At 58.7% G+C, this 22,765-nt stretch carries 16 protein-coding genes; 4 read left to right on the plus strand and 12 right to left on the minus strand.

Going from position 1 to position 22,765, the window contains the following annotated elements; translation table 11 throughout:
- Position 1: 1 nt before the first annotated feature.
- From CRO62_RS03755 to CRO62_RS03775, 5 genes are all read right to left on the minus strand, one after another.
- On the minus strand, positions 2-832 hold the full coding sequence (locus CRO62_RS03755) for a carbohydrate ABC transporter permease (protein ID WP_097099242.1): 831 nt from the start codon (positions 830-832) through the stop codon (positions 2-4).
- 10 nt (positions 833-842) lie between these two features.
- A complete protein-coding gene (locus CRO62_RS03760; protein WP_097099243.1) occupies positions 843-1,769 on the minus strand; it encodes a carbohydrate ABC transporter permease in 927 nt (308 codons plus the stop codon).
- Positions 1,770-1,836: 67 nt separating this feature from the next.
- Positions 1,837-3,108 carry an ABC transporter substrate-binding protein gene (locus CRO62_RS03765; RefSeq protein WP_097099244.1) on the minus strand — a complete coding sequence of 424 codons (1,272 nt, stop codon included), beginning with the start codon at positions 3,106-3,108 and terminating at the stop codon, positions 1,837-1,839.
- A gap of 24 nt (positions 3,109-3,132) precedes the next feature.
- Positions 3,133-4,299 carry a mandelate racemase/muconate lactonizing enzyme family protein gene (locus CRO62_RS03770; RefSeq protein WP_097099245.1) on the minus strand — a complete coding sequence of 389 codons (1,167 nt, stop codon included), beginning with the start codon at positions 4,297-4,299 and terminating at the stop codon, positions 3,133-3,135.
- Complete coding sequence (locus CRO62_RS03775; RefSeq protein ID WP_097099246.1) at positions 4,296-5,204, minus strand: dihydrodipicolinate synthase family protein; 909 nt, start codon at positions 5,202-5,204, stop codon at positions 4,296-4,298. Before CRO62_RS03775 ends, CRO62_RS03770 begins: the two co-directional genes overlap by 4 nt.
- 115 nt (positions 5,205-5,319) lie before the next feature.
- On the opposite strand from CRO62_RS03775, the gene CRO62_RS03780 reads away from it, so the two are divergent.
- Both CRO62_RS03780 and CRO62_RS03785 read left to right on the plus strand, forming a co-directional pair.
- Positions 5,320-6,231 carry a 2-dehydro-3-deoxygalactonokinase gene (locus CRO62_RS03780; RefSeq protein ID WP_097099289.1) on the plus strand — a complete coding sequence of 304 codons (912 nt, stop codon included), beginning with the start codon at positions 5,320-5,322 and terminating at the stop codon, positions 6,229-6,231.
- A 67-nt stretch (positions 6,232-6,298) separates the two neighbouring features.
- The gene (locus CRO62_RS03785) at positions 6,299-6,925 is read left to right on the plus strand and encodes a GDSL-type esterase/lipase family protein (protein WP_097099247.1); all 627 of its coding nucleotides are present in this window, start codon (positions 6,299-6,301) and stop codon (positions 6,923-6,925) included.
- Positions 6,926-7,063: 138 nt separating this feature from the next.
- Here CRO62_RS03785 and CRO62_RS03790 read toward each other — a convergent pair whose 3' ends face one another.
- Positions 7,064-7,756, minus strand: coding sequence for a 4'-phosphopantetheinyl transferase family protein (locus CRO62_RS03790; protein ID WP_097099248.1), 693 nt, complete (start codon positions 7,754-7,756; stop codon positions 7,064-7,066).
- Between the two features lie 195 nt (positions 7,757-7,951).
- Between CRO62_RS03790 and CRO62_RS03795 the strand changes: the two genes are divergently transcribed.
- Together CRO62_RS03795 and CRO62_RS03800 are read left to right on the plus strand one after the other, a co-directional pair.
- Positions 7,952-8,530 carry an Rrf2 family transcriptional regulator gene (locus CRO62_RS03795; protein ID WP_236765553.1) on the plus strand — a complete coding sequence of 193 codons (579 nt, stop codon included), beginning with the start codon at positions 7,952-7,954 and terminating at the stop codon, positions 8,528-8,530.
- 21 nt (positions 8,531-8,551) lie between these two features.
- Positions 8,552-9,019 carry an aspartate 1-decarboxylase gene (locus CRO62_RS03800; RefSeq protein ID WP_097099249.1) on the plus strand — a complete coding sequence of 156 codons (468 nt, stop codon included), beginning with the start codon at positions 8,552-8,554 and terminating at the stop codon, positions 9,017-9,019.
- A gap of 32 nt (positions 9,020-9,051) precedes the next feature.
- On the opposite strand, the gene CRO62_RS03805 is transcribed toward CRO62_RS03800, so the two are convergent.
- The 6 genes from CRO62_RS03805 to CRO62_RS03830 form a co-directional block, all read right to left on the minus strand.
- On the minus strand, positions 9,052-9,573 hold the full coding sequence (locus CRO62_RS03805) for an Rrf2 family transcriptional regulator (RefSeq protein WP_080863828.1): 522 nt from the start codon (positions 9,571-9,573) through the stop codon (positions 9,052-9,054).
- Between the two features lie 130 nt (positions 9,574-9,703).
- Entirely contained in the window at positions 9,704-11,056 is a 1,353-nt protein-coding gene (locus CRO62_RS03810) for an MATE family efflux transporter (RefSeq protein WP_097099250.1), read from the minus strand.
- A gap of 31 nt (positions 11,057-11,087) precedes the next feature.
- Positions 11,088-14,474 (minus strand): non-ribosomal peptide synthetase, encoded by a 3,387-nt coding sequence (locus CRO62_RS03815; protein ID WP_097099251.1) that lies wholly within the window; start codon positions 14,472-14,474, stop codon positions 11,088-11,090.
- A gap of 10 nt (positions 14,475-14,484) precedes the next feature.
- On the minus strand, positions 14,485-15,552 hold the full coding sequence (locus tag CRO62_RS03820) for an LLM class flavin-dependent oxidoreductase (RefSeq protein ID WP_097099252.1): 1,068 nt from the start codon (positions 15,550-15,552) through the stop codon (positions 14,485-14,487).
- A gap of 39 nt (positions 15,553-15,591) precedes the next feature.
- On the minus strand, positions 15,592-20,154 hold the full coding sequence (locus tag CRO62_RS03825; protein WP_097099253.1) for a type I polyketide synthase: 4,563 nt from the start codon (positions 20,152-20,154) through the stop codon (positions 15,592-15,594).
- Between the two features lie 41 nt (positions 20,155-20,195).
- Positions 20,196-22,478 (minus strand): AMP-binding protein, encoded by a 2,283-nt coding sequence (locus CRO62_RS03830; RefSeq protein ID WP_323455451.1) that lies wholly within the window; start codon positions 22,476-22,478, stop codon positions 20,196-20,198.
- Positions 22,479-22,765: the final 287 nt, after the last annotated feature.

Genomic DNA, 22,765 nt, shown 5'->3' on the forward strand with positions numbered 1-22,765 from the left:
CTTATTTCTCCGCGCCAGCGGTCAAACCGCCGACCAAATAACGTTCCAGGAACAGATAGATTGCGATGATCGGCAGCGCGATGAACACCGATGCGGCGGAAATGTCATTCCAGTAGGTGACATATTCGCCCTGCATCGTGGTGATGCCGAGATTGGCCGTCCAGTTGTCCGGCGAGTTGACCAGAAAGGTGCGCGCATAGGCATAGTCCGCCCAGCTGAGCACAAAGGCGTAAAGCGCGGTGGCGGCAAGCCCGGGTGTTGCGATTGGAAGCACAACACGAACCATCGCGCCGATCGGCGAGCAGCCATCGACCATGGCTGCATGCTCCAGTTCCTTCGGGATCGTGTCGAAATAGCCCTTCAGCATCCAGGTGGCGAAGGGAATGATCATCGTCGAATGCGCAAGCACCAGCGTCCATAGACTGCCGATCAGACCGAAGCCCGAAAAGATCGAAAACAGCGGGATGACGAGAAGTGTGGCGGGCAACATCTTGGCTGTGAGAACGAACATTCCCATGGTAGCGCCGCCTCGCATCGAATAGCGAGACAGCGCGTAACCGGCACTGACCGAAACCAGCATCGACAGCGCCACCGAACCGACAGCGGCAAGCATCGAATTCCACAGCCACAGAAGGATCGGCTTTGCCGCCCAGACACGGGCAAAAATGTCCCATTGCGGATCCTGCGGCCAGAAAGTCGGCGGCAGGCGGTAGAGTTCGTCGGTGGTGGAAAGGGCGGTAACCAGCAGCCAGTAGACCGGGAACAGGATCATCACCAGCGTGAAGATGACCGTCGCGTAGAGGGCAATGCTCTGTGCAAAGCTCCGTTTCATGAAAGCCTCCTCAGTAGATCGATTTCGAGCGCCGGCCGAGCATCAGCAGGCTGGCAACGATGCAGATCACCAGCGTCAGCACGCCGACGGCGGCGGCGCGACCGAAGTTGTGATACTGGAAGGCCTGGTCATAGGTCATGATCGACAGCGTCTGGGTTGAACGCAGCGGCCCGCCGCCGGTCAGAACCTTGATGATGGAAAAGTCGCGGAACACCCAAAGCAGGGTCAGCACCAGCGTGACCCCGAGAACCGGCATCAGTAAAGGCATGGTGATCCAGCGGAAACGCTGCCAGACACTGGCGCCATCCACCTTGGCAGCGGCGTAATAATCGGTGGGAATGGACTGCAGACCGGCCAGACACATGATCGACACGAAAGGAAAGCCCTTCCACACCATGGTGATGGCAACGGCCCAGAAGGCGGCCGTGGAACTGCTGACCCACGGGATCATCTGGTCGGTGAAACCGAGCTTTATCGCCAGCCAACCGAACAGGCCGAAGGACGTGTCGAACATCCATGCAAAGATGACGACCGCGATGATTTCCGGCACCGCCCAGGGCAGCGCCATTCCCAGCCGCGCGACGGTGCGGCCCTTGAAACGGTTGTTGGCGAGAAGCGCCGTGCTGAGACCAACGCCGACGCTGCCGGCCGTGACAACTATAACCAGCTTTAGCGTCACCCAGCAGGCCAGCCAGAATTCCGGCGAGGAGAACAACCACGTGTAATTGCTCAGCGAAAACGGCCGGCTGGCACCGCCAAGCCTCGGTATCTTGACCTGCTGGAACGACAGGTCGATGGCCAGAACGAGCGGCCAGACGATGATGGCGGCAACCATCAGGACTGCGGGCGCAATCAGGATATAGCCGAGGAGATGTTGCCGGCTGGGGCGCGCAAGATCGAAGAACTTGCGACGCCCAGCCCGAACGGGTTCGGTCATGGATGGTCCTCCTGCCGGATGCGGATGATGGCCATGGCCCTTTCGGGGCCATGGCAAGACAACGGGATCAACCCTTGATGGCTTCGGCCTTTGTCTGCATGGTTTTCGCCACCTCCGCCGGATCGAGATCCTGAATGATCATCCGCTGGCTTTCTTCCATCACCATCTTGCTGAACTCGTTGTAGAAGAGCTCAAGTCCGGTCGGAATGCGGTCGATCCCCGCCTCGGACGCGGCCTTCATCGTCTCGATCAGCACCGGAAAATGCGGGATGGTCTTTTCGACACCCGACACGTCGGCGGTCAGGCTCGGTGGCGTGTTTCCGCCAAGGGTGGCATAGCTGCGCTGGAATTCCGGCGACATCGTCAGCTTGATGAAATCCCAGACCAATGCCTTCTGGTCGTCGGGAATATCGGCCGGCATGGCCAGCACGTTGGACGACCCGCCAAGCGGCGGATGAAGCGGCGGTGCGGCGTAAACGATGTCAGTCTTGGCCGAACCTTTTTCGGTGGTGCCGTAAAGCCAGGGGCCGTCCAGCCGCATGGCCATCTTGCCATCGGCAAACAGCTTGCGCACGTCGCTGGCGCTCATGTCGACCGGGCTGATGCCGCTTTTCATGACGGTTTTCCAGCGCGTCAGACCCTCAACCATTTGCGGCGTATCGATGGTGATATTGCCGTCCTTGTCGGTCCAGTAAGCACCGGCATCGATGATATAGTTCAGCATTTCCGTCAGATATTGCCCCGGACCGCCCTTGGTCTCATGGCCGGTGCCGAACTGGTCGATGATGCCGTCGCCGTTCAGATCCTTCGTGGTCGCTTTTGCCGCGGCCAGAAACTCGTCATAGGTCTTCGGAACCGTGACGCCCGCTTCTTCGAGAAGCTTCTTGTTGTAGGCCATGACGAAACCGAAATAGTTGGTCATGATGCAGACGGTTTCGCCGTTCCATTCGCATTTCTGCTGACCTGCCCAGCCGGTCATGTCGATCCCGTCCTTCTTCAGCCACGGGTCGAGCGGCTCCAGCCATCCGCTATCGGCGAACATCTGGAACTCGAAGGATGCGAGATGGACGATCTGCGGCGGCTGGTTGGCCGCGAAAAGCGTGGTCATCGTATCCGCATAGGAACTGCGTTCCGCCTTGGTGAATTCGATCTTCACGCCCGGATGCTGTTTTTCGAAAGCGGCAATGGCCGAATGCCACCATTCGCCGGTGCCGGCATCGTCCGTCTGCCAGGAAATGAATTTCAGAACGGTATTGGCCCTGGCCGGGGCAAGGCTGCCCATTGTCATCAAAACGGCGGTCGCGGTGCCGAGCGCCAATCGGCTTATTGTCTTGTTCATGGCTTCCTCCTCCAAAAAACCAGTTCAGATACGTTCAATCAGACCGAGTGCCGCCTCCGACGGCCTTACCCCAAGTCCGGGTCCGGACGGCAGGTGATACCTGCCCTGCCGGCAATCCATGTCGCCTTCCAGCAGGTGACGGTTCGGCTCGAAGATCGAATGCTGGAATTCGTGACCTTTAAGCGTTGGCAATGTCGACGACGCCTGCAGGCTGGCGGCAAGAAATATGCCGGCGCCAACGGTGGCGTGCGGGATGACATCGATGCCGTGCTCGGAAGCAAGAGCACCGATACGGATGAAATTGGTGATACCCTTATGGCCCATTTCCGGCTGCACGATCGCGATGCGGCAGCGCTCGACGCGGGCGCGCATATCCCAATGGGTGCGCCATTCCTCACCAACGGCAATCGGCACTTCGGTGTTCTTCGAAACCTTCTCCAGACCGGCAATGTCTTCCGTCCAGACCGGAGCCTCGGCGAACCACGGGTCGAAGGGCTGCATTTCGGCAATCAGTTCCAGCGCCCGTTCCGGCGTCTGGTTCCAGTGCATGTCGGCGGCGATCTTCGCATCGGGTCCAAGCACCTTCCGGAGATTCGCCATTTCGGCCGCCGGGCCATCGTCTGCCACCGGCGTTGCGAACTTGAAGGCGTTGAAACCGCGGTACTGCCAGTATTTCGCCAATTCCCCGCGCGCCTTGAGCGTCTTTTCAGGCAGGCCTGAAACATAGGCCGGAAACGTATCCACGCCGCCGCCGAGGAGGTCGCGAACGGACTTGCCGGCTTCCTGTCCAGCAATATCCCATAGCGCAATATCGAGCGCGGCGAGCGCATCCACGTAGAAGCCGCCGGTATAACCGCGCACCCGCATCATGTCGTAAAGGTCGTCATAGATCGCCGAAGGGTCCGAAGCATCGCGGCCGATCACGAAACCGGCGAGAAGATCGTTGATGAGAGCGGCGACCGCGCCGGGGGCGACGATACCATAGGTCTCACCCCAACCAACAACACCGGCCTCGGTCGTCATGCGCACCAGCACGCTGCGGTCGAAGGTCGGATAGACCGTGCGATTTCCCTTGCGCACGATATAGCCGTTGGGATTGACCACCTCACCTTCACGCAAGGCGCCGAGATAAGGCACCTTGCGCGGCTGGGTCAGCGTGAAGACTTCGACGGTTGCGATGGGGTTGTTCATGCGGCCTCCACGGCAACAAGGCCAAGTTCGACCAGATTGGCGTCGATATCGGCAATGGCCGCCGCATCAAGCTCGGGTGTCGGCGCACGCACACCGACGCCTTCGATCACGCCGCGACGGGCCAGCACATATTTGGTCAGCCGCATGCGATAGACCGCCTGCAGGACCAGAAGAGGCAGGGTGCGGACATAGATTCGGCGAGCCTCCTCCTGCCGCCCGGCAACAAGCGCCCGGTCGATGGCAACATGTTCCTCGGCGATCTCCAGCGCCGGCATTGCGGCCGTAGCACCTCGGGCATATTCGTCGAGAATGTAACGCGCGCCGCCCCCGCCGATGACGCCCTTCAGTGTCGAAGGCGCATGGGCAACGATGTGGCTGATGGCCGGGCCGGCAGGAAGCGTCTCTTCCTTGACATAGGTCACCTGCGGCAACGCCCGCACGATCTCCACGATCGCCTGCGGCGAAAGGTCGGAGCCGCGCGGCGCGGGCGCGTTCTGCAGAATGATTTCAACTTCGGGCAGCGCCTCGACGATCCTGCCGAGGAATTCGATCAGCGCCGGCGCATCCGTGCCGACCGACTTGGGCACCTGCACCATCAGGTGGCGGATGCCAAGCGCCGATGCCGCCCGCCCGTGCTCAACCACGTCACGCCAGTCAGCCGCACTTGCCCCGGCCACGACCGGCACCTGGCCGGCCACCGCATCCATGACAATCTTCAGCAACGACGCACGCTCGGCGGCATTCAAAGTCTCCACCTCGCTGGCGAAACCGGGAAACACGACACCATCGACGCCCTTGTCGAGCGCAAAGACCACCAGTCGCTTCATACCCGCTTCGTCAATGCCGCCATCAGCCAGAAACGGCGTAGGCAGAACAGGCAAAATCCCCTTAAGGCCAGCCACCATCATTTTCCTCCCGATTAAGTATCATATTTTGACACCTTGAATTCACTAATTGACACTATATAGACTTGCGACCTATGACAAGCCCCAAGATGAAATGAACGAGGAGGTTCAAGACATGGCAGCAGCGGCGAACTCGATAATCGTCGATTGGGGAACGACATCACTGAGGGCAGCGCTCGTTGGTCAAGGCGGCGAAGAACTCGATCATCTGGAAACCGCCGACGGCATTTCGAGCCTTGGCGAGGGTGAACACGAAGCGGCGCTGATGGCTGCACTCGCACCCTGGTTCTCGCGCCACGGTGCCTTGCCCGTCGCCTCACTCGGCATGATCACCAGCCGCAATGGCTGGGTCGAAGTTGCTTATGTGCCGTGCCCGGCAGGCCCGGCAGAACTTGCCGCCGGCACGGTGCGCAGGTCGCTGCCGAACGGCTCCGATCTCGTCTTCCTGCCCGGCCTGAGCGATACCGCCCGCCAGCCCTTTCCGGACGTGATGCGCGGTGAAGAAACCCAGATCGTCGGCCACGGCCTTGGCGAAGATGCCACGCTCATCATCCCCGGAACCCACAGCAAATGGGCGCGGGTGAAGGCGGAACGGATCGATGGCTTCCAGACATTCGTGACTGGTGAAATCTTCAACCTGCTCATCAATCATTCCTTCATCGCGCGCGGTTCCACGCAGCCGCCGGTCAACGATCCGGAGGCCTATCGCTGGGGCCTGAAAGAGGCAAAACGATCCGCCGCCATGCTGTCGCTGCTGTTTTCGGCGCGAACCGGCGGGCTTGCGGGCCGGCTTTCGCCGGCTCAGTTGCGATCCTATGTGCGAGGACTGGTCATCGGGCAGGAGTTTCGGCAAGCCCGCGAGGCCGGATGGTATGCGGAAGGAGATGAGGCAGCTATCGTCGGCAATGACGGGCTGAACGATCTCTATCTGGTTGCCGCCGATGTCTTCGGGCTCAAGACATCCATGGGTGCGGATGACGCCCTCACAAAAGGCGCTCTGACTGTCCTGCAGCAAGCGCTTTTATAACCCTTGCCGATCGCCGGTTGCCGAAATGGCGGCATCCGGCTTTCAAGACAATTTTTTAGGACCAATCATGTACGACTTCCCAGCCAATATCGGCACCAGCCGTCACGAAAACGATATCATTGCCATTCTGGCCCGCATTCAGCGCATCGGCCTTCCAGACAATCCGATCGCCTTTTATGGCTCATCCTCGTTTCGAATCTGGAGCTCCGTCACCGAGGATCTCGGCTCGCTGGATATCGTCAATCTGGGATTTGGCGGTGGTACTTACCTCTCTGCCTGCCACTACCTGCACCAGCTCCTGGTTCCCTTGAAGCCAGGTAGAGTGGTGCTTTATTTCGGCGAAAACGATATTGCCAGCGACGGCCTCAAGGCTGAGACGACGCTTGCGCACCTGCAGGATTTGCGGGATCGCATATCTCGAGCGCTACCGCAGGCGGACGTGTTTGTTCTGGCGATCAAGCCCAGTCCGGCACGCTGGATATACCGCCATGAATTCGATCTCTTCAACCAGACGGCGCACTGCTGGTGCGACGGCCGCGAACGCACGACATGGCTTGATCCGAACACCGGCCTCATTGGTGAAAATGGCCTGCCTATGTTCCGTTATTATTTACCCGATCTGGTTCACCTGAATGCAGCAGGCTACGCGGTCTGGTCGGAAGCGCTTAGAAAAAAGTTGGGTCTGTTGAACTGAGACAAGGGGAATCTTGATCTTTTGTTGGCTCTTTGAACCGGCGATAATGAATTGGTCCTGAAGGCTTTATTTGCCAGGATATTAGCCGATCACCCGAAGTTAAAAAGGGAGGCCGGTGGGGCGGCAAAGGTAGGCGCGTCACCGCAAAAAATGGAATTCCGTCAATATATGCTTTAAGATACTGACGCTGCTGCATACACAAATTGTGGGTATGTTTGTGTCGGTAGCCACGGCTAGAACATGGGTTGTATCGAGTTGCCGCCATTCGCCAGATAAACTTTCTGTCGGAAGAGTGGCAGTGAAAATTTCCGAGCCTTCCGTATCGATGACAACATCGGTGAGTGGAATGGCAAGACCTGCACCATTGGCCTTCACAGCTGCCTCCTTCGCCGTCCACAATTTTAAGAACTCGACATTATTCGCTTCCTTCGGCGCGAGGAACGCTGAGGCGATCTGCTGCCAGAAGTCGTCCTCTCTTTCGGATTCGACATCGACACCGATGGAGCCCGACCGTGAAAGCGCTACGGCGACCCAATCACCGCCATGCGACAGATTAAAAGCCAACGGGCCACAGTCTAAGACAATCGGCTTACCGCCTGCTGCGCGTGAAAAATGCAGATCTACAGCATCCTTTCCAACGGCGGCACCGATCAGTAAACGCTTGAGGGCATGTGCAGCTTGATAACGAAGACTGTCCTCGATTTTATGGAAGCGTTCCGCCTTGGCCCGCTCGACTTCATTGAGGAACATAGCCGGTTCGCAAACAACAAGAAGTTCGGAGAAAGGAATTGCGACAACAATATCTGCTACGGTCAGACTCCTATCAACCATTCGCTCTTACGATCCAATTTTGCGCAAAACTCTTTTCAGAAATACGAAGCGTCTGATGGGTATGGTGCGGGTCGCCATCATTCTTACATCTTCCGCAACACTATCTGCTCCAATAGCAGTCATCGCGTGCGTTGACAGCACCGCTATTTATTCAGCGCCAGACACTCGACGACGATTTTCATCACAAATTTTTTCATGGCGAAGTCCGAAAGAGCACATCTCGCTCGTCTAATCTACAAGACGAGATTTGCACGTTCCGTCTCTCGATGTGAGGAGAATCATCTGATGTATCTGACTAGGGAATCTGAAATCGCGATCGGTATTCTAACGAATTTCGTACATGAAACAGAAGAAGCCCACACGACAAGAAAACTGGCTCATCGGCTTGGAGTGACGAAAGATCATGCTGCAAGGGTTGTTGCGGTTCTCGTCAGAAGCGGATTGTTGCGGAGCCGGCGTGGGCGGAGCGGCGGCGTCGTTCTCAATGTCGATCCGGAAAGTGTTTCCGTAGGCATGATCCTGCGGGCGACACAGCCGGTTATAGTCAGGCGGCCGCGCACGCGCAATGCCAATCCTTCCGGTACAGCAGGCATTTTCCACATGCTGGCAGAAGCGACCTCCGAATATTTCATCGAGCTTGCGGATACCTGCAAGATTGCCGACGTCACCCCGACGAAGATCGGCAATTCCAAGTGTCGCAGCCGACGATTGGTGCCGCCGGTACCATTTGCGGGAGAGACTGATTCTCTCAGCCAATTGAATGCGACAATTTGATCATATTGAGGAGAGTTGCATTTGATACGCATCGTCAGAGCCAAGCTACACGGCATCACCGTAACGGGAGCCGATCTTGATTATCATGGGTCCATCACTCTGGATCCAGAGCATTGTGACCTCGCTGGTATCAGACCTCTGGAATTCGTCGATATCTGGAACAAGCAGAGCGGCGCCAGAATTTCGACATATGTGATTTTCGGCGAGGCGGGGTCAAAATGCTGCATCCTGAACGGTGCTGCGGCGCGCACCTGCCAGCGGGGAGATCAGGTCATCATATGCTCGTCATCTTACGTTCAGGAGCGCGCGCTTTATGACACCGCGCCCATGGTCCTCACGTTCACGCCGAAAAACGACGTGAAGGATGTTCTGCGCTATAGCGTCAAGGAAACGGCACGTCGTCCCTTCGACTTCTTTATCGAAACCCTGCCCAATGGGCAAAGCACCGATATGGAAGACGAGGACGTGGCAGATCGAGCCATAGCCTGAAAAAATGCGCCGGTCTTAACCGGCTGGCGCGTCTAGCTTCGATAGCCGGACTGTCTGGCGACCAGAGGCTGAGGCTGATCATCATCTGCCATGGAGATCGTTGCCTGGTGGCGGGACGCCATCAGGCCGCAATCCAGACAACTGACACGGAGATTACTGTCAGGAGCAATCAGGTCTGCAACCGTGAAGCGATCGAGAAGGCGGGCAAAAAAAGACGATGTTGTGGAAACGATGCGGCCAAGCAATGCTTCTGCGTCCGACTGGGGCGATGAGAGGTTATCTGCGCCTTCCCCGAGCAATTCGGGCTGTACCAGCCGCAGCACCTCGGTCAGCTTCACTGCCTCCGGCTCCCTTGCCAGTTTAAGGCCGCCACCGGGGCCTCGTTCGCTTAGCAGAAGACCGTTTCGCGCCAGCAGGGCGACAACCTGATAGGTGTGGTCTTTCGTAGAACCAATTTCCTGCGAAACCTTTTGAACCGATACGATTTCGTTCCCCTGTCGCGCGCATACTGCGAGTATGCCAAAGGCGATTTCAGTCTGCCGTTTCAGATGCATCGTTTATGAACGTCCTCATGACGAGTGGGGGATCGTCGATCCGGTTCTCACACTACCGTGTTATATCGCTCCGTTCAATTGTTCCAGGGATATAAGCCGGCTCCGGCATGCCGCATGGCTGAGCCTGCCCTTATTGCCTAACCTCGCGCGCAAGCCAGCGCTGCAGGAACAGGCCGCCCTTCATGGTTTCCTCGATAATCAGCGCCCACCATACGCCCGCCACTCCGAGATCGAGGAACGAGCAGAAAAACCAGGCCATGGGAAGACCGAGCCCCCATGTCACGGTCAGGCTGACCAAGACCGGCCAGCGGACATCTCCGACGGCCCGCAGCGATTGAAAGAGGATCGTGTTGAACGCAAATCCGGGCTGCATGAATATCGTCAGAAACAGCAGGCTGCCGCACAATTCGATGATAGCCGGATTGTCGGTAAACAACCGGGCATAGGGAACCGAGGCGAGCCAGATCAGAGTGGCAAGCCCGGTAGTCGCGGCTGCCGCGATGCTTGCTGATCGGAGAGCCTGACTGGTCGCCGCTTCAAGCTTGCGTTCGCCGAACCGGTAACCAATCAGAACCTCGTTCCCCTGACTGATTGCCATGACAACAACGATCAGAAAAGCCATGGCGAGCATCGTATAAGTCCGTCCCAGCACGGCCTCGACGCCGAACCTGGCAACCAGCCCCAGGAGAATGATCTGGTAAAAACTGTAGGCGATGTAATCGGTCACGCTCGGCAGGGCGATTGCGATCATCCGCCGGGCAGTCGTCAGACGCGCAATCGTATCGGCAAGCGAAAAACGTAGCCCCAACTTGCGCACCAGCACCGGCATCAGAACGGCAGCGGTCAGCAGGCGAACGCTCAAGGTGCCGATTGCAGCCCCTGTCACGCCCATGCCCGGCAAAGGCCCGGCCCCCAGAATGAGAACCCATTCAGCAAGGAGATAAAAGGCCGACACCCCCACCCCGAATGCCAGGATCAGTCTGCTGTGGCCGAATGCGCGCAGGCAGGCCAGACCGGCAGCAACGAAGCCGTTAAAGATCATCCCAACCGCGACGATGTTCAGGTAGAGGCCGGCTTCATCATTAAGGGCGGTCGATCCCGCCAGCTGTTCAAGCACGAAGGGACCCGCAACGAGCAATGACAAGCCAAGCGCCAACCCGACAAGCGTGTTGGTCAAGAGCGCCACCGCAACCACCTGCCGCGCCGCCTCCACCTCTTCCCGGCCAAGATGCCGGGAAATGACGATGACTGCGCCGATGCCGATAAGCCCGGATAATTCAAACGCGATCAAAAGAACCTGTTTGGCGACAGCGACGGCGGCGGCGGCTTCGGCCGAATAGGCGCTTAATATCGCCGTATCGGCCAGATTGACAAAGAAGCTCAGCAGCGAATGAAGCAGGAGCGGAAAGCTCAGCTGGAATAGTGTGGGCTTACCCTGCGCATTGAAGTCTTCTTTATCGGCGGTTGCGGCGCCCTGTTCCATGGCTGTAATCCTGACAGACTTTATAGACAGGTCAGGCGAAATTGCCTGACCTGATGCGCCGCTGCAATTGCCGTTCACGCCCCTGCACCCTGGTGTCGCTTCGCCCACGCGCACTCTCCGACGGTCCGGATTTGCCGTGCTGCAAATCCATGATGTGGCCTGCCAGCGTTTCCAGTGTCGGAAAACGGAAGAAATCTGTGACTTCCAGTTCGATGCCAAGGGCATCACGCACTCTGGCAGGCATGGCGACGATCAGGAGGGAATCTCCTCCCAGCTCGAAAAAATTGTCGTTGACGCCAATATCCTCGCGTTTGAGCATTTTCTGCCAGAGGGCGTGAAGGGCCTGTTCCACACTGTTTGCCGGAGAAGCAATTTCGGAAGCCGCCCGTTCCGAGCGATCCGGCAGCGGCAGACGTTTGCGATCCACTTTGCCATTCGCATTCATCGGAAACTCTTCCAGAAGGATGAAATGCGAAGGCACCATGTAACGTGGCAACCGGGCCGAAAGCGCCCTGCTGAGCCGGATACCCATGGCACCCTTGTCGACCTTGCCGGAGCGATCCTCAAGGAGAACATAGGCCAGAAGCTGCTCCCTGTTTGCATCGAGCAGAACCAGAACCTGATCGACCCCCTCTTCTTCCTGAAGCAGGCTCTCGATTTCTCCAACCTCGATGCGATAGCCGCGCAATTTGATCTGGAAGTCGGTTCGTCCAACGAATTCCAGATTGCCGTCCAGCCTGCGCACGACAAGGTCACCCGTCTTGTAGAGGCGGGAGCCCGGCTTGGATGACCGGTCATAGGGATCGGGAACGAATTTTTCAGCCGCAAGCGCCGGACGGTTCCAATAGCCGCGGCTCAGGCTAATGCCGCCAATGTGCAGCTCTCCCGGCACGCCTTCGGGAACGGGATCCATATAGGCATCGAGCACGAGGAATGAGGTGTTATCCAGACGGCCACCGATCGGCACCTTGCCGCTTCTGGAATGAGCCTCCTCCACCAGCAATGCGCCGGCCCAGATCGTCGTTTCGGTCGGACCGTAGACATTCCACAGAGAACCGATCCTATGAATGAGCCGCCCGGCAAGCTGCGCATCGAGAGCCTCGCCGCCGCAGAGACCGGTGAGGGATTTTCTCCCTTGCCAGCCGCTGTCCAGCAGCATTCGCCACGTGGCTGGGGTCGCCTGGAAATGCGAAATATCATGTTCGTCCAGCGTCCTTCCCAGCTTCTCGGGTTGAAGCAGAAGGTCCGGTTCACGCATGACGGCCGTTGCGCCGACGCTCAGTGGCCAGAGCATTTCCAGAACGGAAATGTCGAATGCCGGCGTCGTTACTGAAAGCACTCGGTCTCCAGCCCTTATGCCGGGCTGACGCGCCATTGACTGGAATTGATTGAGCAGGCCCCGGTGCGTAATCGGCACCCCCTTTGGTCGCCCGGTGCTGCCGCTGGTGTAGAGGATATAGATGTCACTGTTATCAGGCATCGCCGGAAGCGCGGCATCCGGCTGGTTCTCAAGATGATGAACAGGATCGATGCAGGTAACGCCGGGGAAAAGACCCGCATCATCAGTCAGCACCAGAACCGCTGCGGCATCCTCCAGCACGTAACCGATCCTGTCTGCCGGGTGGCGCGGATCGATCGGAACATAAACCGCACCGGCCTTTATGATCGCAAGGAAAGATATGATGCCGCTCGCCTGCCCCGGCAGCGAAACCGCGACCCGCATTCCCGGTTTCACCGGCTTCTCCAGCGTCAGAAGCGCCCGTGCGAGATTATTCGACGCCTCTTCGAGCTGGCTATACGTCCAGCTCCGGTCGATGCATTCGATGGCAATCTTTTCAGGATGGAGACGTGCCGCGCCGCTTATCAGGTCGTGCACGCCCTTGACCGGGAGAGGCCGCGCCACGAGCGCGCCCGATGAGAGAAGGACTTCGCGCTCACCGGCGGAGATATAGTCGAAGGTCGGCAGAAGCGCGTCGGAGGAAGCAACGACCGAGCGCAGCAGGTTCTCGAAATGCTCCAGCTGCCGCTCCATGCGCACCGCCTCGAACCGGCCAGACCGGTACTCGACTGTGACAAGTGCGCCCGATGCGCGCTCCATGATCATCCAGCTCATGTCGAGCTTTGCTTCCGCGACCGGTATCGCTTCCTGCCTTACCCGCAGACTGGCGTTGCCCAGATCGAAGGCCTGCGCATTTTGCTGCCTGTAGCCCTGCGTCTGGACCTGAAAGGAAATCTGGAACGGTGAATTTTCCACTCCTTCGCGGTTGCTGCCCAGCACATCCATCAACTCCGCAAAGGGATAGTCCTGATGTTCCAAAGCATTGGCGAAGTCTTCCTGCACGCGTCTCGTCCAGTCCCGAAACGACATGGCGGGGCTGAGATCGTTGCGCAACACGATCGTGTTTGTGAACAGGCCAATCAATCCTGCCATATCGGGGTCGACCCGACCGGCAACGGGCACGCACACAGCAAGGTCCCGGCGACCCGTATAACGGTGGTGCAAAAGTTGGAAAACAGCGGCAAACACCACAAAGGTCGTCGTGCCAAGTTTGACGGCTAGACCCGACACTTCCGCCATCAAATCCTGCGAAATCTCCTTCACCAGCGTCTCGCTGGCCATATCCGCTGTTTCATGGCGGGGATAGTCGGCAGGAAACTCCTGTGGCTCGAGATTTTGCAGCCGGTTGATCCAGTACTGCTTCTGGCGCTCGTAGTCCTTCGTGCCGGACCAATTTTGTCTGGCACGGACAAAGTCGCCATAGGATCGAGGTAATGTATCGAGGACAGGTTCCCGATTGTTCGCCACCGCATCGTAACACAACGAAAATTCGCGCATCAGAATGCCGCGGGACCATCCGTCGGCAACCGTGTGATGAAAGACGAATACGAGAATATGCTCGTTTTCTCCAAGCTGCAGAAGATGCGTCCGCATCAGCGGCGCTTTGGACAGGTCGAAAGCTGTGCGGGCGATCCGGCCTATGGCCTCGTCGCAATCGGCAGCAGACATGTTCCGGCAATCCGAAACCGCAAGTTCGGGCTCCATATCACCGAGAACCTGCTGCCAGGGCCTTCCCTCTTCAAGCGGGAAAGCCGTTCGGAGCGGCTCGTGCCTAGCGACGAGAATCCGAAGCGTGCGGAGGATCGTGTCGTGGTCCAGAGGGCCGTCGATATGCCACCTGAAGGGAATGACATAGGCCGAGCTCTCAGGGAAAATCTTCTGCTGCAGCCAGAAATGCATCTGCGATGATGTCAGCGGCAATCGCCCGGCCCCGCCGCCGGCATCGTCGCCCTCAGGTGCGACATCGTGCCAGGACATGCCGCGCGCCTCTATCTGCGAGCGCAGCAGTGCCCGCTGCTCCGGGTCAAGATTTGCGATGCGGTTACGCAATAGAGCAATCGTCTCGGCATTCGATATCATCGCAAATCCTTCAGACCACTCTGGCAACACGCATTGGCGGCCGGTTTGCTTCCACGAGTTTCAACAGGAACGGCAGGCTGCCCATGACGAGGTCGTAATCCTGGACGAAATCGATCAGGCAAGCGATTTCATCGACACCCATCTCCGCCAGTGTGTCCACCGTCGGCTGGCAGCTTTCGGGCGTACCGATGAGGGACCTGCCTTTCATGAAACCCTCGATGCCGAATTCGATCAGACTGTCGAGGTCGTCATCGCTGAAATTATCAAGCGTTATGTCGACACCCATGCTCCGTCCAAGACCTTCAAGCAGGTGATAATGGGTACGGAGATAATCCCCGAACGGTTTGGAGACATTGGATTTGACCTTGCCGGTGTCGTCGCCCAGGAAGGTGTGGACCATCATGCTGACGGTTCCCGCAGCCGGATCGTGACCATGTTTTTCCCGCGACTTGCGGTAGGCTTCAATCTTCGGCGCAAGCGACTCTGTCGTCTCGCCAAGCAAGGCCGTCAGAACGTTGAGACCCCGGCGGCCTGCTTCAATGAAAGTCTCCGTGGACTGGCATGCAACCCAAAAGGGGATACGCGGCTGCACGGGTCGTGGCAGGGTTTTCGCATCGACGACATTACCCTCCGCATCCTCGAACGAGGCCGCCTCGCCGGCGAGAAGCCGGGCGATCTGTTCATATGAGCGCCACATGGTGCTTCGGCGGTTTCCGTGTGGCTCCTTCGAAAAGACGAATTCATCTTTCGTCCAGCCGGCCGCGATTGCAATGCCTGCCCTGCCTCCGGAAAGATTGTCAACGACCGCCCATTCCTCCGCCACGCGGGCAGGATGGTGCAGGGCGGCAACAACGCTGCCGGCTCTTAGCTGAACCTTGCGCGTTACCATCGCCAGTGCAGCACTGACGATAGAAGGATTGGGGTAAAGACCTCCAAATGCGTGGAAATGCCGTTCCGGTACCCACAAGGCTTCGAGGTCGTTCGCATCGGCAAATTGCGCACTGTCCATCAGCAGGCGGTAATTTTCCTGACCCGGACGCGACCCGTCACCGTCAAAATAAAAAAGGCTGAATTTCATCAGAATGATCCCGATTGTGTGTGAGCGTTATCGGCGTCTTCAACGGCCGGCCTCTACGTCATCAAGCATCGAGGCAAGGATATCCGCCTGACGATTGCGGGCGTCGAGCCCCTTCTGTATGACTTTGGCGAGACCGGCGGCTGTTGGTGCGTCGAAAAGCAGGGCCCGCATTGGAATTTCAACGTCGAAGCGCTTTCGGAGCCGGGCGACCACCTGGATGGCGAGCAGCGAATGACCACCGAGTTCGAAGAAATTATCGGCGATACCAATGCCGTTTATCCCGAGAAGCTCCGCCATGATGGCGACGACCTCTTCCTCAAGCGGCCCCCGTGGCGCAGCATAGGTCGCTGATATCCCGGTGCGGGCGGATTTCTGGATGCTGGTTGTAGCCTCGTCGGTACCGTGAGCATCCGCTGCGGGGCGGTTTTTGAGATCATAGGGCGTTGCCACGATTGAAGCCGGCGAAGCCTCCGAAAGGACCATCGCCGTGACCTGCCAAACTTCCTCCGGTGTTATTTCCCTGTGGGCTGAATGACCAGTCTCCGTCGCATGGACCGATGCGCAGGCATCCCAATTGACGGATTTCCAGACTGGGCCTGATCGCCGTTGTTTTGTAGAGACGAAAGCATCCAGATAAGAATTTTCCGCGGCGTAACGACCGAGGCCCCTACCGCCAACGATCGATGAGAGCGACGACTGGACGAGTACAAACATGTCGCTACGCTGTCCAATAACACGATCAAGAGCATCGATGGCGCCGGACTTTACGGTTCGAAGGCTTCTCGTGTCGAAGTTTTCACTGCTAAGCAGGCCGAAGTATTGATAGCCCATGGCGGCTGTGTGGAAAGCACCCTTTACCCGACCAAGGCTTTTCTCACCTTCTTCCAGCGCGGACCGAAGCCATGACGCATCGCTGACATCACCAGAAAAGAGAAGATAGTCTTTCCCTGGCGTTCCCAGCGACCTGAGCGTCTGGATGAAAAGGCTGACCGGATGGCGGGGGCTATGGGATGCAAGCCATCGCTCCCAGTCCGGCACCAGCGGAATTCCCGCACGACCCGCCAGAATGACTTTCGCTCCAGCTTTGATGAGGGCGCGGGAATAGACAAGCCCCAGCCCTTCCAGAAGTTCGCCTATGACAAGATAGGTTTCACCGGGCTTTGCAACAGGGCGATCTGCTGCCCCGCTGAGTTCAACCCGCTCATGGGAGAGCGAGAGCAAAATACCGTCACGAAGGGCATAAATCTGCTCTCCTTCGACAAACGGCGAGGAGATAACGTCCCGCAGGTACTTTGTGGCATTTGCGTCCGGCGGACCCTGAAGATCGATACTGCGGCACAACAATCCCGGTAGTTCCTGACCCAACATGCGCGCCAGCCCGTTGATCCGGGCTCTCGCGGGCGCGACGCTGTCGGCGGCGAAAATCCCGTGCATGGACCAGCCGACGAATGTCACATCCGGGCGCTGGTTGCCGCTGGCAAGCGTTCGGGCAAGGTCAATCGCGAAATTCCACGCGGCATCCGGCAGGTCCGTCTCCGCAAATCCAAAACCGCTGACGATCTGATCCGGCGTCCAGTTCCTTTTGGCAAGATCATCGAACAGGGCAATGAGATGCTCAGCTTTCGCCGGATCGATCGTATAGGCTTTCTCCGAAATGCCGAATATAGCACCCTCGCGAACAACAACCGCATCAATCCCGTCCGGAATGTCGAAAAGAGCCTCCGTACCGAAAACGAGCCAGCAGCCTCGAGCGCTTGATGCTGCCCCGTTTTTCAACGGCCGCGTCTTCCACACCGGCTGATGGAACCATTCGGCTATCGGTCTGTGGGTTGCGGGAGCAGTCACGTCCTGTCCACTTACGGGCGGCGCAATCCAGTATGACTGACGCTCGAAATGATATCCCGGCAACCCAACGCGGCGACGCGGCGGCCCGTCTTGAAGCGCTTCCCAGCGGACATCAATGCCTGTCAACCACAGCTGTCCGAGGGCCAGCAGCGCATGGTCGGCAGCATCAGCCGTTCCGGCCGCATCCGGCAATGACGTGACGATGCGGCAGTCATCATTCGCCTGCTGGCGCGCCAGCCGTGAAAGCGTTGAGCCGGGCCCGACCTCAAGCAGGACGGGAGCGGAAAGATCGAGAATATGTTTCATGCCGTCGCTGAAATTTACCGCCCTGCGTAGATGTTCGGCCCAATATGCCGGGTTGCAGGCCTCTTCAGCCCGCAGCCAGTTTCCGGAAAGATTGGACATCACATCGATTGCCGGCGCGGAGAGAGCGATGCCGTCGAACAAGCTTGCAAACTCCGCAAGGATCGGCTCCATCGCCGCGCTGTGAAACGCATGGGATGTCCTGAGCAGCCGGCACCCTGCCCCGTCCCTCTCCAGACGTTCGGCAAAATGATGCAGAGCCTCCGTGTCGCCAGCGACGACGCAGCTGCCCGGCCCGTTCACCGCAGCTATTTCCAGCCCCTTATCCAACCTGGCACGGAGATCAGCCTCGGGCAGCATCACCGACAGCATCGCGCCGGGCACGCAACCCTGCATCAACCGCCCCCGTGCCAGCACCAGGAACATGGCATCCTTGAGGGAGAAAACTCCTGCCAGGCAGGCCGCCACATATTCGCCGACGCTATGGCCGATCATTGCCCGCGGCTGCAACCCTTTCTGCATCCACATTCTGGCCACCGCATATTCAACGGCGAAGAGGGCGGGCTGGGTGCGGTCAGTGCGGTCCAGCCCGGTATCTGAGGCATCCGCCCCTGCAAGAAGCAGTGCCCGGATTCCAAGAGCGTCGGGTATCAGTAACAGGCATTCATCCAGCGCGGTCCGAAAGTGCTCCTCACGCTCATAAAGCGACCGGGCCATTCCCACATATTGGCTGCCCTGGCCCGGGAACATGAACACCAGGCTTGGATCATGCTGCGGGATCTGGCCCGTGGCGAAACCGGGTCCGAAGGCAGTTTTCAGTCTCTCGGAGGCGTCGGATAGTGTCGTCGCGAGCGTGATAGAACGGTGGCTGAAAGCTTCCCGTCCCTTCTGCAGCGTATGGGCCACATCGGCGAGGGATACCCCCTCATTTTCTCCGATTTTCGCAAGCGCGTCAGAAAGGGAAGATTGCATCGCGGCGAGCGATGCGGCCGAGCGCGCCGAGAGCGGCAGCAGCAGCGCGCCCGTCTCGCCTTCCGGCGATTCTTGTGGTGCAGGTGCTTCCTCGATGATCACATGGGCATTGCTGCCCCCCATTCCGAAAGCGCTGATCGCGGCGCGTCGCGGCCTGTCGGCTTCCGCTTTCCAGTCTGACTTGCCTGCGGCCACCCGGAAGGGACCGCTTTCAAAATCACAGGCGCTGCTGGGCGTCGTGAAGTTACCACTTGCGGGCAGGCATTCATGCCGCAGCGCAAGGACAGTCTTGATGAGCCCACCAATGCCGGCCGCGGCATCCATATGCCCGACATTTCCCTTGAGCGAACCGATGCGGCAAGTACGGCCTTCGGCACGAAGCGACGGCCCGTAGATGCGGTTCAGCGCGGTCAGCTCGATCGGGTCGCCAATCGCTGTCGCGGTTGCGTGCGCCTCCACATAATCCACCGCCGAAGGAGCGATCCCCGCATTGGCCAGCGCTTTCTTGAGAACCGAAGCCTGACCTTTGACGCTCGGAGCGGTCAATCCGACCTTGGAGCTGCCGTCGTTACCGATCGCCGAACCGGCAATGACGGCATAGACCGTATCGCCGGCCGCCCTCGCATCGCCGAGGCGTTTCAGGATCACGGTACCGACGCCGTTGGTGAATATAGTGCCGTTCGCAGCCGCATCGAATGGCCGGCATTGGCCATCGGGAGCACCGATGCCACCCGCTTCATAGAGATAACCGGCAGGTTTGGGCTGGCCGACGGAAACTGCACCGGCCACTGCCATCTCGCATTCACCCGCCAGCAATGCCTGAACGGCGAGATGCACCGACACGAGCCCGGTGGCGCAGGTTGCCTGGACGCCAACACTCGGACCGTCAAGATCGAGGTGGTAAGCGACACGAGATGCGATCATGCCGGAAACATTGCCGAGCCCCGCCTGCAGCGGCGCTACGCTGTCGCGCAGGGAAGGGTCGGAATGGATATGGGTGAAGTGATAATTCAGCGAACCGCCGACATAAACGCCCGTGCAGCCCCGGCTTTTCGCGCTTCCGTAACCGGCATGTTCCAGCGCGTTCCAGGCGCATTCCAGAAACACCCGTTGCTGCGGGTCGAGCAGCTGCGCCTCCCTTGGCGCATATCCGAAAAACCCGGCATCGAAAGCGGTCGGGTCGCTGAATCCGCCCCAGACCCTGACATAGTCGGGCTGACCCGCCAGTTGACTGTCGACTCCGGCGCTTTCGAGATCGGCATCCGTTACCGCCGTCAATCCAGAACCGCCATCGGCAAGCAACTGCCAGAAACCATCAATGTCATCAGCACCGGGAAAACGGCCTGCAAGGCCGACGATGGCTACACGCTCATCCTGACGTTTCTGGAAAGTCTCCAGACGCTCCCGCGCGTCGCGCAAAATTCCGAGCAATGTCGCCTGATTGGGCTGACTGTCGGCCCCGGTCTGTTGTTTTACGTTCATCGGCGATGGCTCCGATCATCGATTGTATGAAAAGCGTGAGATTATTTTCGGCCTGCTCCAGCCTGCAGAAGTGATGACAGGGCAGCCAGTTCGGACGACAAGTCGCTTTCTTCCCGTGCTTCATCCGACTGGGAATTCTTCGCCGGCTTATCCTGCACCTGCGCCGACATCTTGGGGGCGAGGAGATCGCTGCACAGATGCTCCACCAGCGCGTCGATCGTCGCGTACTCGAAAAAGAGCGTCGGCTGCGTTCTGATACCCAACTCACGCTCCAGCGTTCCAGCAAGGCCGACAAGCGCCACGGAATCCAGCCCGAGATCAAAAAACCCGGCACTTGCAGCAGGCAGGGTTCCGGCAGGAAGACGGGAAAGCCATGACACTTCCTCCCTGATCCACTGCCGAAGCAAAGCGCGATATCGGGACCGGTCAACCTGCGCCAATTGTTGCGCCCAGTCTGGAACCGCACCCGGGTCGGCAACGGGCCTGAAACTCGCCTGCGGGGCGGCCTCCCAACGCTCGACCACCTTGAGATTGCCGTTCAGCAGATCCTGACGGCAAGCAAAACGCCGGACCTTGCCGCTCGGCGTGCGCGGCAGGCTGCTGGGACGGATGAGGACGATGATGGCGAGTTTGAGCTTGTGAACACGGGAGATGGCCCCGCGAATGGCTTGCAGAACGGCTTCGGCATCCAGATTGCGCAGCCCCTCACGGGTAAGCTCGCAGACGAGACCGATCTGTTCCTCACCGTCCACATCAAGCGCAAAAGCACCCGCCCGCCCCTGTGCGAGCGCGGCATGCGAAGAGAAGGCGGTCTGCTCTATGTCCTCAGGGTGATGGTTTTGCCCCCTGATGATGATGAGATCCTTGAGGCGACCGGTAATGAAATATTGCCCTTCATGGCGAAAGCCAAGATCGCCCGTTCGGCGCCAGCCACCCTCACCGGCAATTTTCTGGTCGAAACTTTCCGCGCTTGCTTTTGCCCTCGCCCAGTAACCGGGCGTGACATTAGGACCACGGATCCACAATTCGCCGACATGCCCATCATCAAGCAGGCGGTGCTCCTGAGGCTCCACGACAAAGATCTCGATATCCGCTCCGGGACGTCCACAGGCCGCCAGTTCGATTGCATCATGCTCATCCGCCCCAGCGGGGAGCGGTAGTGCCGTTCCCTGCTTTGCCAGCGTTTCACGCTTGAAGCTTCGCAATTGCGGCGGATCGGATGGGGCATTTCCGGTCAGGAAAAGCGTGGCTTCGGCCTGGCCATAGCAGCAATAGAAGGCGTCGTGCCGGAAGCCATGGTCGGCAAACAGGGCGCTGAAGCGTCTCAGCGTGTCCGGGCGCACAGGCTCCGCCCCATTATAGGCGATCCGAACCGCGGAGAGATCAAGCCGCGCGGCCCCTTCCGCACTGTAGCGGTCGGCGCAATGCTCGTAAGCGAAATTCGGTCCGCCGATAATGGTCGCCCTGTTTTGTGTCGCCAGTTCAAGGAACCGCAGCGGCCGCCGCAGAAAACTCGCAGGCGCCATGATCGACACCGGAAATCCGTTGAAGATCGGCGACAGGATGCCGTCGATCAGCCCCATATCGTGATAATGGGGCAACCACGTCGCGGACCGGTCCTCAGAGCCATAGTGAAATGCAAGGCTGATCTGCCGCAGGTTGGCCATCAGGTTGGCATGGGTGACCATGACGCCCTTCGGATCGCTGGTCGAACCGGACGTATATTGCAGAAATGCAATCCGGCTTCCGTCGAGAACGGCGGGCGCGCTTGCGGAAGGCGTAAGATCGCGTAGAGGAATATCGGGATCACCTCCTGAAGGCGCAAGGCAGAATCCGTGACCGACGGCCCTTTGGAGCGGCTCGAGCAGCTCCTTCAATTCGTCAGCGCAAACAATTCCCGAGATGCCGGCGTCTTTCGCAACATGCAACCAACGGTGTATTCCTTCATTTCGCCGCGGCGCCGGGACAGGCACCGGAACGGCACCGGCATGCAGGCATCCGAGGAAGGCTGCGATGAATGCGAGACCAGGCGGGTAAACGATGAGAACCCTGCCGCCCTGCCCGACGAGACCCGTTCTGGAGACCTCATCAGAAACAATCTTAACGCGAGCGTTCAATTCACCCCATGTCCATCCGTCACTACGGCTTTCACCGATCGCTCCTGGGTCGTCGGGGTAAAAACGGAACGCCTCATCTAATGGCCGGTCTGCGGCAATATCCTCAAGCCTATGTATTATCGTTATAAAATCACGTTCTCCAGATGGCTTTCGAGCGAACATCGGTATGATCTGCATCTGAAAAAACTCCTGACGTCGGACAACCATTATCCGCTACGACCAACCATAGGATGTTCATCGTACTGATTGCACACACTCACCCGCCAGCAGCGGACGTCGCTGCCCGCTGCTTCTCGATGACAACAATTACCTCTTGCATATAATTCTTGAATCGCCTAGTCAAGAATAAGAAATTGAAATTGATGACCGGTTTTAGGCAGCTGAACATGCAATTGATGGTTGTTTTACCGATGAGTACCCTGCTGCGCAACGCCGGCCTGAAAAGGCAAGCCGTTCGTTCTCCGGATCGCGTGAAACCGACACAGCCAAGGGGC

It is taken from the genome of Rhizobium sp. AN6A (assembly GCF_900215635.1).
In the GTDB taxonomy this organism is placed as follows: domain Bacteria; phylum Pseudomonadota; class Alphaproteobacteria; order Rhizobiales; family Rhizobiaceae; genus Agrobacterium; species Agrobacterium tumefaciens.

Bases quoted from the DNA above. Each gene is read 5' to 3' on its own strand.
- CRO62_RS03820 (WP_097099252.1), bottom strand. From the start codon at position 15,552: ATGAAATTCAGCCTTTTTTATTTTGACGGTGACGGGTCGCGTCCGGGT.
- CRO62_RS03775 (WP_097099246.1), bottom strand. From the start codon at position 5,204: ATGGTGGCTGGCCTTAAGGGGATTTTGCCTGTTCTGCCTACGCCGTTT.
- CRO62_RS03765 (WP_097099244.1), bottom strand. From the start codon at position 3,108: ATGAACAAGACAATAAGCCGATTGGCGCTCGGCACCGCGACCGCCGTT.
- CRO62_RS03805 (WP_080863828.1), bottom strand. From the start codon at position 9,573: ATGCATCTGAAACGGCAGACTGAAATCGCCTTTGGCATACTCGCAGTA.
- CRO62_RS03830 (WP_323455451.1), bottom strand. From the start codon at position 22,478: ATGGTTGTCCGACGTCAGGAGTTTTTTCAGATGCAGATCATACCGATG.
- CRO62_RS03780 (WP_097099289.1), top strand. From the start codon at position 5,320: ATGGCAGCAGCGGCGAACTCGATAATCGTCGATTGGGGAACGACATCA.
- CRO62_RS03825 (WP_097099253.1), bottom strand. From the start codon at position 20,154: ATGAACGTAAAACAACAGACCGGGGCCGACAGTCAGCCCAATCAGGCG.
- CRO62_RS03755 (WP_097099242.1), bottom strand. From the start codon at position 832: ATGAAACGGAGCTTTGCACAGAGCATTGCCCTCTACGCGACGGTCATC.
- CRO62_RS03810 (WP_097099250.1), bottom strand. From the start codon at position 11,056: ATGGAACAGGGCGCCGCAACCGCCGATAAAGAAGACTTCAATGCGCAG.
- CRO62_RS03790 (WP_097099248.1), bottom strand. From the start codon at position 7,756: ATGGTTGATAGGAGTCTGACCGTAGCAGATATTGTTGTCGCAATTCCT.
- CRO62_RS03795 (WP_236765553.1), top strand. From the start codon at position 7,952: ATGGCGAAGTCCGAAAGAGCACATCTCGCTCGTCTAATCTACAAGACG.
- CRO62_RS03770 (WP_097099245.1), bottom strand. From the start codon at position 4,299: ATGAACAACCCCATCGCAACCGTCGAAGTCTTCACGCTGACCCAGCCG.
- CRO62_RS03760 (WP_097099243.1), bottom strand. From the start codon at position 1,769: ATGACCGAACCCGTTCGGGCTGGGCGTCGCAAGTTCTTCGATCTTGCG.
- CRO62_RS03815 (WP_097099251.1), bottom strand. From the start codon at position 14,474: ATGATATCGAATGCCGAGACGATTGCTCTATTGCGTAACCGCATCGCA.
- CRO62_RS03785 (WP_097099247.1), top strand. From the start codon at position 6,299: ATGTACGACTTCCCAGCCAATATCGGCACCAGCCGTCACGAAAACGAT.